This is a genomic window from Amycolatopsis sp. cg13 (assembly GCF_041346965.1).
Classification (GTDB): Bacteria; Actinomycetota; Actinomycetes; order Mycobacteriales; family Pseudonocardiaceae; genus Amycolatopsis.
The window spans coordinates 6,169,131-6,182,562 of record NZ_CP166848.1; the positions used below are offsets into that span (position 1 = coordinate 6,169,131).

Annotated in this window: 10 protein-coding genes; all 10 read left to right on the top strand. The window is 69.7% G+C overall.

Annotated elements, in window-relative coordinates:
• The first annotated feature begins 7 nt into the window (after positions 1 to 7).
• The 10 genes from AB5I40_RS28745 (at position 8) to AB5I40_RS28790 (ending at position 13,425) form a co-directional block, all read left to right on the top strand.
• The gene (locus AB5I40_RS28745; protein WP_370933286.1) at positions 8 to 1,237 is read left to right on the top strand and encodes an MFS transporter; all 1,230 of its coding nucleotides are present in this window, start codon (positions 8 to 10) and stop codon (positions 1,235 to 1,237) included.
• 10 nt (positions 1,238 to 1,247) lie between these two features.
• Positions 1,248 to 2,528, top strand: a complete 1,281-nt coding sequence (locus AB5I40_RS28750) for an ATP-grasp domain-containing protein (protein ID WP_370933288.1) — start codon at positions 1,248 to 1,250, stop codon at positions 2,526 to 2,528.
• Positions 2,529 to 2,558: 30 nt separating this feature from the next.
• Complete coding sequence (locus AB5I40_RS28755; protein ID WP_370933289.1) at positions 2,559 to 3,392, top strand: transglutaminase domain-containing protein; 834 nt, start codon at positions 2,559 to 2,561, stop codon at positions 3,390 to 3,392.
• A gap of 13 nt (positions 3,393 to 3,405) precedes the next feature.
• A complete protein-coding gene (locus AB5I40_RS28760) occupies positions 3,406 to 7,563 on the top strand; it encodes an AMP-binding protein (RefSeq protein ID WP_370933291.1) in 4,158 nt (1,385 codons plus the stop codon).
• Positions 7,564 to 7,587: 24 nt separating this feature from the next.
• Positions 7,588 to 8,844, top strand: coding sequence for an aspartate aminotransferase family protein (locus AB5I40_RS28765; RefSeq protein ID WP_370933293.1), 1,257 nt, complete (start codon positions 7,588 to 7,590; stop codon positions 8,842 to 8,844).
• A gap of 87 nt (positions 8,845 to 8,931) precedes the next feature.
• Positions 8,932 to 9,636, top strand: coding sequence for a PIG-L deacetylase family protein (locus AB5I40_RS28770; protein WP_370933295.1), 705 nt, complete (start codon positions 8,932 to 8,934; stop codon positions 9,634 to 9,636).
• 31 nt (positions 9,637 to 9,667) lie between these two features.
• The gene (locus AB5I40_RS28775) at positions 9,668 to 10,231 is read left to right on the top strand and encodes an SRPBCC family protein (protein ID WP_370933296.1); all 564 of its coding nucleotides are present in this window, start codon (positions 9,668 to 9,670) and stop codon (positions 10,229 to 10,231) included.
• Positions 10,232 to 10,270: 39 nt separating this feature from the next.
• Positions 10,271 to 11,740: an FAD/NAD(P)-binding protein gene (locus AB5I40_RS28780; protein ID WP_370933298.1), complete on the top strand. Its 1,470-nt coding sequence runs from the start codon at positions 10,271 to 10,273 to the stop codon at positions 11,738 to 11,740.
• Positions 11,733 to 12,542, top strand: a complete 810-nt coding sequence (locus AB5I40_RS28785; protein WP_370933300.1) for a class II aldolase/adducin family protein — start codon at positions 11,733 to 11,735, stop codon at positions 12,540 to 12,542. The genes AB5I40_RS28780 and AB5I40_RS28785 overlap by 8 nt, the downstream gene beginning before the upstream one ends.
• The gene (locus tag AB5I40_RS28790) at positions 12,535 to 13,425 is read left to right on the top strand and encodes a pyridoxamine 5'-phosphate oxidase family protein (RefSeq protein WP_370933302.1); all 891 of its coding nucleotides are present in this window, start codon (positions 12,535 to 12,537) and stop codon (positions 13,423 to 13,425) included. Before AB5I40_RS28785 ends, AB5I40_RS28790 begins: the two co-directional genes overlap by 8 nt.
• Positions 13,426 to 13,432: the final 7 nt, after the last annotated feature.

Below are 13,432 nucleotides of genomic sequence, written 5' to 3' on the forward strand. Positions count from 1 at the left end.
GATCTTCATGATCGACCTCAACGCCTATCGCCGGGTGCTGTCGATTCCCCGCTTCGCCGCGTTCCTGGTGCTGGGTCTGCTGCTGAATCTCCCGAGCACCGCGGCGCCCGTGGTGCTCACTCTCTATTCCGCTACCGAGGTGCGGAACGGTAACTTCGGCGCCGCCGGTCTCGTCGTCGCGCTGTGGATGGCGGGCATGGCGATCGGCTCGCCGTTGCAGGGCAGGCTCATGGATCGGCGGGGCCTGCGGCCGATCTTCATCGCGGCGACCATGGTCCACGGGGCGTTCTGGGGGTGCCTCGTGGCCATGCCGTTCCCGGTGCTCGCGGTGGCCGCGTTCGGTGCGGGGATGTTCGTGGTGTCCGGCGGCACCATCACGCGGCTGGCGGTCAGCGCTCTCGTTCCGGAGGACCGCAGCCACACCGCGTTCGCCCTCAGCTCGATGCTGACCGCCTTCTCGGTGCTGCTCGCGCCGGCGGCGGCCGTGGTGATCGCCACCCAGGTGAGCAACACGGCCGCGGTTGTGACCGTGGGCGCGGCGTTCGTGCTGTCCGGTGCCCTGCTGGCGGGCCGCAAGCTCCCCGCGGAACACTCGACGTCCGCCACCGCGGGCGGGGGAGCCCGGTCGATCCTGAGCGCCAAGCTGATCCTGGTGTTCGCTTGCGTGGCCGCCGTGGGCGTGATGACCTCGGGCAGCGACGTCGCCCTGCTGGCAACGCTGAAGTCGGCCGGGCAGACTGCGTGGGCAGGCGCGGTGATGGCGGTGTGCGCGGCCAGTTCGCTCCTCGGCGGTCTGGCCTACGGGGGCCGCAAGCGCGGCTGGGCGCCGGCTCCCGTGGTCGTCGCCGTCGGGCTTTTCATGCTCCCCATTGGCATCTGGGCCGACTGGCGCTGGCTGCTCGTCGCGTTCATCCCCGTGGCTTCGCTCATTTCCCCGGCGTTCTCGGCGCTCGCTCAGGTCGCGGGCGCGCTGGCCCCTTCCGGCTCGCGGGCCATGGTCATGAGTCTTTTCGGGACAGCGGTGATGGCGGGCAACGCTTTGGGGCCGCCGCTGGCGGGGCTGGTGTACGACCACAGCTCGCACCAAGTCAGCTTCGTGGTGATCGGCGGCGTCGGCGTCCTCGTCGGGTTGCTCGCCTCGCGCCCGTTGCGCGGGCTGATCAAGGCGAATCGCCCGGAGTCCGAGCAACCCGCCGCACCGGCCGGGGAACCGGTTCCCGCCGAAGCAGAGAAATGAGGATCGAACGATGTCATCAGCACGCCGGGTCGTCGTGGTCGACGCGTACGGTACGACGAAGGCGCTGGCGGACGAGTTCCGCGGCGCGGGCGTCGATCTGGTCAGGGTGCAGAGCAGCCCGGTGGTTCCGGCACTGTTCCAGAGCCGGCCGGTGGACCGCGCGGACTATGTGGACGACATCGTCCATGACGGCGACCTGGCCGCCACCCTGGCGAAGTGCCGGGCGCACGAGCCGATCGCCGTCGTGGCCGGCGAAGAACCGGGCATCGAACTCGCCGACCGGCTCAGTGCCGGTCTGGGATTGCTGACGAACGGCGTCGAGCTGAGCGAGGCCCGCCGGGACAAGTACGCCATGATCGAAGCGGTCCGGCGCGCGGGACTGACCACGATGCGGCAACTCCGCCCGGAGTCGGCCGAAGAAGTCTTCGCCTGGCACCGCTCGATCGGCGGCCGGATCGTCATCAAGCCGCTGCGGTCCACCGGCGGGGACGGGCTGCACTTCTGTGACACGCCGGAGGAATCGGCCGCCGCCTTCGACAAGGTCGTGGGCGCGGTCAATCTCTACTCCGAGCGCAACGCCGGCGTCGTCGCGCAGGAATACCTTCGCGGCACCGAATACTCGGTCAACACCGTCAGCCGCGACGGCAAGCGGCACGTCACCGACATCTGGCGCACCGCGCGGATTTCGGTGAACGGCATCATCGACTTCGCCAACCAGGTGCACCTGATGCGCCGCCGCGGCGAGGTGCAGGACCGGCTCGCCGACTACGCGGGCCGGGTGCTGGACGCGCTGGACATCCGGCACGGCCCGGCGCACCTTGACATCAAGATGACCGAGGACGGCCCGGCTCTGGTCGAGGTGGGCGCGCGGCTGTGCGGCGGACGGGTTCCGTCTTTCGCCAGGGAGGTGCTCGGCGAGTCCCAGATCGACCTGACGGTGGACGCTTACCTGAACCCGCGCCGGTTCCATCAGCGCACCGGCGGCGATTACCCGGTCGGCCGCCATTTCGCGATCGTGCCGATGGCCTCCCCGGTCGAGGGGACGTTGCGCGGTTACCGGCACCTGGACCGGATCCGGGAGCTGGAGAGCTTCCGCGAGGTGCTCGTTTTCGTCAAGCCGGGCGAGCGGATCGTGCGCACCACCACCGATCTGCTGCCGTTGCTGGTGTTGCTGGAACACGATTCCGAGGAAACCGTGCTGCGGGACGCGGGCACGATCAACTATCTCGACGGCGAGAGTTTCTACGAGCTGGAGCCGGAAACCGCGGCACCCCAGCATGATCCGCGCTGAGGCGTCCGCGGACGGAAAGGTCTGACGAACATGGCATTCGGGAACGAGCTGGATTTTTACCGGCAGCAAACGGAAATCACCGATCCGGGCGACCTTGCCGGGTGGTACGCGGACATCCCCGACGACGTGGCGGAGCTGATCAGGCTGATCCAGAACGTCGCGATGCATCGCGACGGCGCGTTGTGGCGCTTCGGCGTCATGCTGTCGGACCAGCGTTATGCGGAAGGGGAGACGCGCGAGGTCAGGGAAATTCTCGCGCTGCTCGGCGGTTTCGCCGAACGGCCGCCGGAGGATCGCTTCGGCGCGACCTGCCGGGATTTCTGCGTGCTGCTGGTTTCGATGCTGCGGCACCGGGGCGTGCCCGCTCGCGTCCGGGGCGGGTTCGGAAACTACAACTGGATTTTCGGCGCGCCTCGGTTGTTTGACGACCACTGGGTGGTCGAGTACTGGACCGCCGAGCACGGCTGGCGGCTGGCCGATGCGCAGGTCGGCGGTTCGGCGATGCACGATTACCGGATCGACTTCGATCCCGTCGACGTGCCGCGCGACCGGTTCGTGGTGGCCGGGCAGGCCTGGCTGGACTGCTGCGCCGGAACGCGCGATCCCGAAACGTTCATCGTGAGCGGATTGCGCCGCCGCGGTCTGCCGGTGATCGGGCCGACCGTGGTGCGCGATCTGGCCGCGTTGAACGGGATCGAGTGTTTTCCCTGGGATGAATGGGGAATCATGAAGGTGCCGTACGAGCGACTCAGCGCGGACGAACTGGCATTGCTGGAAAACGCGGCGAAGATCAGCGCCATCGGAGGTCCGCTCGAGGACGTGCGACGGCTCCGCTCAGCGCATCCGGCGCTCCGGGCCGAGTGAGAACCCCGACCTCGTGAACACATACCCCGCTTCGATTCCTGAGCTGCTCGGCATGCGGGCGGCGGCCCATCCCGACCGGATCGCGCTCAGCGACGACACCCGTTCCTACGATTACCGGACTCTCGCGCGGTTAGCGGCGCACGTCGCGGCACGGCTGAATGAACGAGGCGCCGGGCGGGGGCGACGCGTAGTCCTGCTCGGGCCGCGAGACGCACGTCTTTGCCTGCTGCTGTACGGAGTGTTGTGCTCGGGAGCCGCGGCGGTGGTCGCGAGCGACGAGTGGAGCGAAACCGAACTGCGCCGCAGAATGACCGCGATCTCGGCCGATTGCGTGGTGACCAGCGGACCAGCCGTGCCGGCTCCGGACGGCTGGCCCGCCGAGGTCGTGGACGTCGACCTGCTCGCCGGGACGGCGCCAACGGACCCGGCGACGGTCGAGCTTCCGGTGAGCACCGACCTGGCCTACCTTTCGTTCACCTCGGGCTCGGCTGGCGCGCCCAAGGCAGTCGCCGTCAGCCATGCCAACGTCGTGCATTACGCACACGCGCTGCGGGACCGGCTCGGGCTGACTGCCGCCGAGCCGCCGTGCGTGGCGCATTTGACCACCTTGGCGGCCGATCTCGGCCACACCTCGTGGCTGCTCGCGCTGGTCACTGGCGGACGCGCGCACATCGTGCCGGATTCGCGAACGCGCGATCCGGAGGCGTTCTGGCTGTCCGTGCGCGGAGCCGGAGTGACGATGCTGAAGACCACCCCCACGCACCTGAAAATCTTGCTGGAGGGGCGGCCCGCCGGGGCCTTGCCGCTGAGCACCGTGCTGCTGGGCGGCGAGGCGCTGTCCCGGTCGTTCGCCGCTGAGTTGTTCGACACGGCAGTCGCCGAGCGGGTCGTCAATCACTACGGACCGACGGAGACGACGATCGGCGCGACCTGTTTCGTCGCGACCTCCGCGGCGGAACTGCCTGCCGACGAATCGACGGTGCCCATCGGCACGGCTCTCGGCCAAGGGGTCGTGAAACTGGTCGACGACGGCGGGTGCGAGGTTGCCGACGGCCAAGCCGGTCAGCTGCTGATCGGCGGTCCCGGCGTCAGCACTGGCTACTTCGGCCGGCCCGACGAGACCGCGCGGTCCTTCGTGCGGCACGGCGGCGAACGGATGTACCGCACCGGCGACATTTGCCGGCGGCGCCGCGACGGTGCGCTCGTTTTCCTGGGGCGAGCCGACCGGCAGGTGAAGATCCGCGGCTTCCGGGTCGATCCGGCCGAGGTCGAGCGGGCCATCGACGAGTGGCCGGACGTCACCGGCTCGGTGGTCCTCGCCCGGACGTCCCCCGCGGGCAACCAGTTGCTCGCCGCGGTGCGGCTGGCCGGAGCGGACGCGAAAGTGCCGGACGCACTCCACGCGCACCTGCGCGAAAAGCTCCCCGGCTACGCGGTGCCGATGCCGATCGTGGCGCTGCCGAGCTTTCCCGCGGGACCGAGCGGAAAGCTGGACCGTTCCCGCGTCCTCGCGGTGCTCGACGAGGTCATCGCGGAACGCGCCGCGCTGACCCGGGCCGGAGATCCGGCTGACTCGCTGCTCGCCGACGCCATCGCCGGTCTCTGGGCGGGCGCGCTGGGACTGCCCGAGTTCGCCGCCGACGCCGACGTGCTCGCGCTCGGCGGCGACTCGATCCTCGCGATGCGCACGATCGCGTTCTTGCGCCGGCGGGGATACCGGGTCACCTTCGAGGATTTCTACCTCAATCCGACGCCACGATCGCTCGCCGGCGCGGCGGCCCCGGTCCAGAACGACGCCGGACCGCGGCGGGCAGGGCCGGACCGGCGAGTGCTGGCCCCGGCGCAGCGCTGGTTCTACCAGCAAGGTGTCGAAGAACCGCAGCTGTGGAACCAGGCGGTGCTGCTGCGTTGTGGCCGGCGGGTCGAGGGCGCCGCGCTCGGCGAGGCCGTCGGCGCGGTGCTGGAGCGCCATTCCGCGCTGCGCCGGCCCGTCGGTCCGGATGGCCCCGCGGCACGTGCGCGCGCGGTGGCCGACCTCGATGTCGTGACGTTTTCCCAGCTCCCGGCGGAATCGGACCAGGTCGCCGCTTTCGTGGAAGGGGTCTGCACGCAGGTGCAGCGGAGCATGCTGCCCGCCGCCGGGCGCCTCGTGCGGGTCCATTTGTTCCGCGGCGAAGCAGGGGTGCACGACCGGCTGGCCGTCATCGTTCACCATCTCGCGATCGATAGCGTGTCCTGGCGGATCCTGCTCGACGATCTCGCGGTCGCCTACCGGGCCGCGCTGGCCGGCGAGCGGGCGGATTTGCCGCCCACCGGCGATTTCTACCGCTGGGCCGCGACTCGCGCGCCGCACGGAAACGCGCCCGCGCAACCGGAGACCGGCAGCCGGAACACCGGCACCACACCGGCCGCGTTGAGCTGGGCGCTGGACGAATCAGCCACCGCTGCTCTCACCGCGCGCTTCGGCAGCGCTCAGCGACTGGAGGGGGCACTGCTCGCGGTTTTCACGGGTGCGGCGTCCGACTGGTTCCGCCGGTCCAGCCTGACCGTGGAGGTGGAGACACACGGCCGGGACGTCGAGTCCGTCGAGCACCTGGACACCGTCGGCTGGTTCACCGCGGTGAAGCGGGTCGAACTGGATCGAGCCGATGTCTGCGCGGAACGCCTTGGGGAGCGGGTGGACCAGGTGGAACGGCAGGTGCGGGACACCCCGCCGCTGCCGATGGACGTCGGCGGCACCCGCCCGAAGATCGGCTTCAACTTCCTCGGCGCCTTCCGGCTTCCGGACGAGCCGTCGCTGCGCTGGACCGTCGCCGCCGAGTCGCCCGGTGTCGCGCGGTGCCCGAGCGGCGATCCTCCGCACCGCCTGCACCTCACCGCCCGGATCGTGGAGGGCAGGCTGGTCGCGGATCTCGTCTATGCCGTTCCGGCGTTGTCCCGCCGCGGTGCTGAACACATCATGGCCGCGTTCGGGCACGCGGTGGCCGCTGCGGCGGATGCCGGTGCGGGCCCGGCGGTGACGGCGGTGCCGTCGCCGTCCGGCCAGGTGATGTACCCGGGTCCGGATCGGGCCCCTTCGGTCTGCCGGGTCGTCAACGAGCCCGCGCGGGTACTGCTCACTGGCGCCACCGGTTACCTCGGCAGTCACCTGCTCACCGAACTCACCGCACGCGGCGCGCGGGTCACCTGTCTCGTCCGAGGCGGCGACGACGGCGATGCGGCACGGAGGCTGGCCCCTCGCGACCGTGGCGTCGACGTCGTCGCAGGCGACATCACCCAGGAAGGGCTGGGCCTGTCCGCCGCCGGGCGCGCCGCGGTGCGCGACGTTCGGATCGTGATGCACGCCGCCGCCGACGTACGGCTCGTCGCTGCGCCGGCGGAGCTGGAAAGGACGAACACCGCGGCCGTGCGCCGGCTGCTCGACTGGCTGGACACCGAAACCGAAGGAGTGCGTTTCCACCACGTCTCCACGCTGTCGGTCGCGGGATATCTCGACGGGCCGGCCCGGGGTTTCAGCGAGACCGATCTGAACATCGGGCAGCGGTTCCACAATTCCTACGAGCGGTCGAAGTTCGACGCCGAGAAGATCATCCGGGCGTGGGCGGCGGGCGGTCAGGCATTCGTCCACCGCAGCGGGCACATCGCCGCGCACAGCCGCACGGGAGCGTTCCAGCACAACGTTTCCGACAACCGTGTCTATCAGGTGATCAGGGGCTACCTCCTGGCTCGCGCCGCGCCGCGCCGACCGAGGACGAGGTTCGCCTTTTCCCACGCGGACACCGTCGCGGCCGGTATTTCCGCACTGGCCCTGCATCCGCACACCGCCCCCGGCACCTACCACGTCGAAACCCCGCACGAGCTGCCTCACGACGAACTTGTCGGCTGGCTCAGCGACTGCGGTTACCCGGTGACGCTCGTCGACGACGACGCCTTCGCCGAAGCGATCGGCCGCGTCGAGGAGTGGCACCCGAACGCCGCCCGGCAGGCGGCAGCCTGGTCCCAGTTGCCGGACCGCAACGTCGTCGTCGATTCCTCGTACACGACATCGACGCTGGCTCGGGCGGGGGTGCGTTTCGCGGAGCCGACCCTGCAGTGGTGGGCGGCCGCGCTGTCTTGGGCCGAGCGCGCCGGTTTCCTCGAATCCGCGCTCGCCCCGAGCCGACCCCGTTGACCGCAGCACTTCCCGAGGAGATTCATGTCGCAGCTGTCCCCGATCCTGAAGCAAGCCACGCCCGTCGTCGCGGTACGCGGCGCGGGCGTCCACCTCTTCGACGCCGCCGGCCGCCGCTACCTCGACTTCACCGCGGGAGTCGGGGTGACCAGCACCGGGCACTGCCACCCGCGAGTGGTGGAGGCCACCCAACGGCAGGCCGCGACACTGGTGCACGGGCAATACACGACGGTTCTCCACGAGCCGTTGCTGACCTTGACCGAGCGGCTCGGCGAGGTGCTGCCCGCGGGACTGGACACTTTGTTCTACGTCAGTTCCGGCAGCGAAGCGGTCGAGGCGGCACTGCGGCTGGCGCGGCATGCGACCTCCCGCCAGAACGTCATCGTCTTCGACGGCTCGTTCCACGGACGGACTATGGGGGCCGCCGCGCTGACAACGGCCGGCACGCGATTTCGGGCCGGCATCGGTCCGTTGATGTCCGGCGTCGCCGTCGCGCCGTTCCCGTATGCCTTCCGGCTCGGGATGTCCGAGGACCAGGCGGTCGACCACGCGCTGGCGGGCGTGGACCACGTGCTCGCGACCACGAGCGCTCCCGAAGAGACAGCAGCCATTTTCGTCGAGCCGGTACTCGGAGAGGGCGGCTATGTGCCCGCTCCGCCGGGATTCCTCGACGGGCTGCGCGAGCGAGCCGACCGGCACGGCATGCTGCTGGTCGTCGACGAGGTGCAGAGCGGGTTCGGCCGGACCGGCGAGTTCTGGGCGCACCAGCATGGCTCCCGGAGCGTGCCGGACATCCTGATCACCGCGAAAGGACTCGCCAGCGGATTTCCGTTGTCCGCCATCGCGGCGCCCGCCGCGCTCATGGCCCGTGCCTGGCCGGGTTCCCAAGGGGGCACCTACGGCGGCAATGCCGTGTCGTGCGCCGCCGCGCTGGCGACCCTGGACGTCATCCGGGACGAGGGCCTGGTACGCAACGCCGCGGAGCAGGGCCAGCGGCTGCTGGCCGGATTGCGGGAGGTGGCTGAGGGCACCCCGGGTCTCGCCGACGTGCGCGGGCTCGGCCTGATGGTCGGCAACGAGTTTTGCGGACCGGACGGAGCACCCGATCCTGGTGCCGCGCAACGGGTTCAGCGCGCCGCGGCCGATCTCGGGTTGCTGCTGCTGACCTGTGGCGCCTACGGCAACGTGGTCCGGATGATCCCCGCCCTCGTGGTGACGGCCGAACAGATCGACGAAGCCGTGGCGTTGTGGTCGGCGGCGGTGCGCGCGGCGGCGGCCTGACAGTTCGCCGAATGCCGAAGAAGTGAACCGGTGCGCATTTATCTGCACACCTGGTCGAGCGCGAGGGGAATGTGTTACAAAATGCGAGTGGATCTCATCGAGTTTCCCGAGGATTGGAATTCCGCGTTGGTGGTGGTCGCGCACCCCGATGATGTCGAATATCCGGGTGCCGCCCCGATTGCCCGCTGGACCGCGCAGGGCAAAGAAGTGGTGTATCTGATCGCCAGTCGCGGCGAAGCGGGACTGGGCGGTTTGCCGCCGGAACAGGCCGGGAAAATCCGGGTCGAGGAGCAGATCGCCGCGGCCGCGGTCGTCGGTGTTTCCGTCGTGGAATTCTTGGATTATCCCGACGGAATGATCGAATACGGACTCGGGCTCCGCCGGGACATCGCGCGGGCGATCCGGGAGCACCGGCCCGAATTGGTCGTGATCGGCAGCCATCGGGAATTCAGCGGCAACGGCATGCTCAACATGTCCGACCATCGCGCGGTGGGGCAGGCCGGAATCGACGCGGTCCGGGACGCGGCGAACGGCTGGGTGTTCCGTGATCTGGCCGAGGAGCCGTGGGCGGGCGTGCGTTACCTGGCGCTGCTCGGCTCGCCGGACAACACCCACGCCGTCGACACCGGCGAATGGTTCGAAAGCGGTGTCCAATCCTTGCTTGCCCACCGCGTCTATCTCGATCACCTCGGCACGACGCCGGACGAGGTCGAAGCGATGCTGCGAAAATTTTCGATGGAGGTCGCGCCGCGGTTTTCGGGCCGTCCCGGAGTCGCGTTCGAAATGCTGTGACGTCGTAGTTTCGAGCACAAAGGAAATCATCATGAGCATGACAGACGAGCTGACTGACGCCTTCGCGGCGTCCTGGGAGCTGACCGCCTCGGTCGCCATCGACTGCTCTGCCGAGCGGGTTTACGAAATGGTAAGCGATATCACCAGAATGGGAGAGTGGTCCCCGGAATGCCGCGGCGGCGAGTGGCTGAGCGGCCCGCCCGGGCGGGCCGGCTCCCGTTTCCACGGTTTCAATCGCGAGGACGAGGCGGAATGGACCAGCGAGTGCGAGGTCATCGCGGCCACGCCGGCCCGCGAGTTCGGGTTCACCGTCCTTGCTTTCTGCGCCGGCCGGCCCGGGCCGGACACCCAGTGGGTCGGCGGCTCGCAGCCGGGAGACCAGACCTGGACCTTCACCATCCGGGAGGACGGCTCCGGCTGCGTGCTGACGCAGAGCCACACGATGAAACTGGTCGGTCCCTTCTACCGCATGTTGCTCGAGGAGGTCGCCGAGAACGAGCGACTGGACAACGTGCGGAACCGCAGGAACCACCTGCAGCACTCGATGGAGTCGACGCTGGCCGAGATCAAGAAGGCGTGTGAACAGCACAGCTGACCGGGCCGGCCGCGCAGCGGCGGCAGGAGGGGGTGGACGGTGAAGATCGCGATTGTCGGCGCGGGCGCGTCCTCAGTGTGCATCGTCGACGCGCTCGCGCAGTCCGCTCACCCCGCTGGCGAACTGACTGTGTTCGACCCTTCGCCGCAACTGTGGCGAGGGCGGGCGTACCAGCGGGACGCCGAGGTGATCCGGGTCAATTCGCCGGCCGAGGACATGTCGGTGCGGCACCGGGATCCGGGCCACTACGCGCGGTGGATGGCAGCAGGGGGCCATACCGCCGAGTTCGCGCCGCGCACGGTGTACGGCGAGTATCTCGAGGCCACCGCGCGCGACGGGATCGCACGGCTCCGGGCACGGGGGTGGCGGGTGGCCGTCGTCCGCGACGCTGTGGTGGGCGCGCGGTGTCATGGCGGCCAGATCGTCCTGCGGACCAGGAAAGGCCCGCACGTCCGGTGCGATCACGCGGTGCTCGCGGTCGGCGGCGGCAAGCCGAGGGACACGTACGGATTGGCGGGCAAAGAGAACTTCGTCGGCGAGCCGTATCCAGTCTCGTCGAGCCTGTCCGCGATCGACCCGGACGACAGCGTGGGCGTCATCGGAACGGGCTTGACCGCGGTGGACGTCTTGGCCGCGCTCGAGGCGCGCGGGCACCGAGGGCGGCTCACCCTGCTGTCCCGCCGCGGAGTGCTGCCCGCCGTGCGGCAGAAACCGATCTCCTACGAGTTAAAGCACTTCGTGCCCGCGAAGCTGCACGAACTGGCCGGGCGGCATCAGCGGCTCGAGCTGTCCGCGGCGATCGAGTTGCTCCGGATCGAGCTGGCCGAGGCGGGTGCCGACCTCGACGAGGTCTGGCAGGAGATTTCGGGGATTCGCGAGGAGCTGCCGGCGGTGCGGCTGCGCCGTCAGCTGGCCGATGTCGGCTGCCGCCGGGTCGGGCTGCGGGTGCTGCAGCAGGCAGTGCACGTGTGTGGTCCGGACCTGTGGCCGTTGCTGCCCGAAGGCGTCCGGCAGCATGTGCTCGGGCCGCATTTCCGGACGATGATGAGCCTGTGCTGCCCGATGCCGCCGCGCAGCGCGAAGACCCTCCTGCGGCTGATCGACGCCGGTCAGCTGACGGTGTCCGGCGGGGTCCGGAACGTCGCCGCTTCGGCGGCGGGCGGGTTCGCCATCACCACCGACAGCGCCGAATTCGGGGTCCGCCACGTAGTCAACGGCGTCAACGCACCGGCGCACCGCATCGGGACGGGCGCGCGCCGGCTGATCAACTCGCTGTTCGAGGAACGCCTGGCCATCCCGCATCCCGACGGCGGTCTGTGCGTCGACACCGCTACCAGCAGGCTGGTCGGGACCAGCCTCGCCAACCCCGGCATCTACGCGATCGGCGACCTCGCGGGCGGGACGTTCTTCTTCACTTTCGGAGTCCCGTCACTGGTCGACCGCTGCCACGACATCGTCACCGATGTTCTCGCCGAGCAGTCCCGGCGGAGAGAAGGAAACTGTGCTTGAGCAATACGCGGCTCCGTCGGCGCACCTCGCCGACACCAAGACCGGCCTGCCCATCCCCGCTCCGCCGGTGTTCGGCTCGGCCGACGACGAGCGGCGCTACCGCAAGCAACGGCTGGCCGCGGCGATCCGGCTGTTCGGCAAGCACGGCTTCGGCGAAGGGATCTCCGGGCACATTTCGGTGCGCGACCCGGAAGACCCGGACCTGTTCTGGGTCAACCCGTTCGGCGTTTCGTTCAAGCGGGTCACGGTGGCTGACCTGATCTGCGTGGACGCCAGGGGCGTCGTCGTCGCGGGCAAGCACCGGGTCAACCCGAGTGCGTTCGCCATCCACGCGCAGATCCACCAGCGGTGCCCCGGTGCCGACGGGATCGCGCACGGCCACACCGCGCACAGCCGCGCACTCGGCGCGCTGGGCAGGCTGCTGGAGCCGATCGACCAGGAAGCCGCCGCCTTCCACGACAATCAGGTGCTCTACGACGATTACGACGGGCCGGCGATCAGCGTGGAGCAGGGCCGGGACATCGCCGACCGGATCGCGGGCAAGCGGGCGATGTTGTTGCGCCACCACGGGCTGATCACCGTCGGCGGCTCGCTGGAGGAGGCGATGCACTGGTTCTTCACCTACGACAGCTGTGCCCAGGTGCAACTGCTCGCCAACGCGGCGGGCCCGGTGAAGACGATGACCGAGCGGCAGGCCCGGCTCGCCCGCGACGGGTTCGGCGACCCGCAGCTCGCCTGGTTCAGCTTCCAGCCGATGTGGGACGAAATCGTTCACGAGCAACCGGATCTGCTCGATGAATGAGCTGGCCGCCGGCCGCGCGCACGCGGGCGAGCAGGCAGTGCAGAGGCGGGTCGGCGAGGGCGGGCCCGGGCGCGGCTCGCCGATGTTCGGCCCGGAGATCGGGGACGGGCCCGCCGAGGTCATCGCCGACCGGCGGATGATCGTGCTGGGCGCGGTGGCCGACGACCTGGTCTGGGCCACGATGGTGTCCGGTGCCAAGGGATTCGCGACGCCGGCCGACGAGCGGACGATCCGGATCTCCGGCCTCCCCGCGGACGGCGACCCGTTGCGCGCGGCGTTCGAGGAGCCGCGAGACTGCGGGATGCTCGCCCTCGACCAGTCCCGGTGCCGGCGGGTGCGGGCGAACGGCCGGGTCCACCGCGACGGAGCCGGTTTGGTGATGCGCACCGAGCAGGTATTGCGCAACTGTCCCAAGTACATCCAGAAACGCGAATTCGCCGCCGACGCGGAACCCGCCCTCGCCCGTGCGGTCACCGGGGCGGAACTCACCGCGCGGCAACAGGATTGGATCGCCTCGGCGGACACCTTCTTCGTCGCGAGCCAGGCCGCGGGACACGGGGCCGACACCAGCCATCGGGGCGGGCGACCCGGGTTCGTCACGGTCGACGGGAGCCGGCGGCTCAGCTGGCCGGACTACCGGGGCAACTCGTTCTACATGACGCTGGGCAATCTGGAACTCGATTCCCGGTGCGGATTGCTCTTCCTGGATTGGCAGCGGGGAAATACGCTGCACCTCACCGGGGAAAGCCACGTCGATTGGCACGACCGGTCGAGGCCCGGCGCGAGACGGACCATTCATTTCGCGGTGCGGCGAGTCGTCCAGGTCGACAACGCCACCACCCTGCGCTGGCAGCGCGGGGAGGGCTCTCCGTTCAACCCCTGATTCGCAC

Coding starts and splice junctions, on each gene's coding strand:
- AB5I40_RS28745 (WP_370933286.1), top strand. CDS start 8: ATGATCGACCTCAACGCCTATCGCCGGGTGCTGTCGATTCCCCGCTTC.
- AB5I40_RS28750 (WP_370933288.1), top strand. CDS start 1,248: ATGTCATCAGCACGCCGGGTCGTCGTGGTCGACGCGTACGGTACGACG.
- AB5I40_RS28755 (WP_370933289.1), top strand. CDS start 2,559: ATGGCATTCGGGAACGAGCTGGATTTTTACCGGCAGCAAACGGAAATC.
- AB5I40_RS28765 (WP_370933293.1), top strand. CDS start 7,588: ATGTCGCAGCTGTCCCCGATCCTGAAGCAAGCCACGCCCGTCGTCGCG.
- AB5I40_RS28775 (WP_370933296.1), top strand. CDS start 9,668: ATGAGCATGACAGACGAGCTGACTGACGCCTTCGCGGCGTCCTGGGAG.
- AB5I40_RS28790 (WP_370933302.1), top strand. CDS start 12,535: ATGAATGAGCTGGCCGCCGGCCGCGCGCACGCGGGCGAGCAGGCAGTG.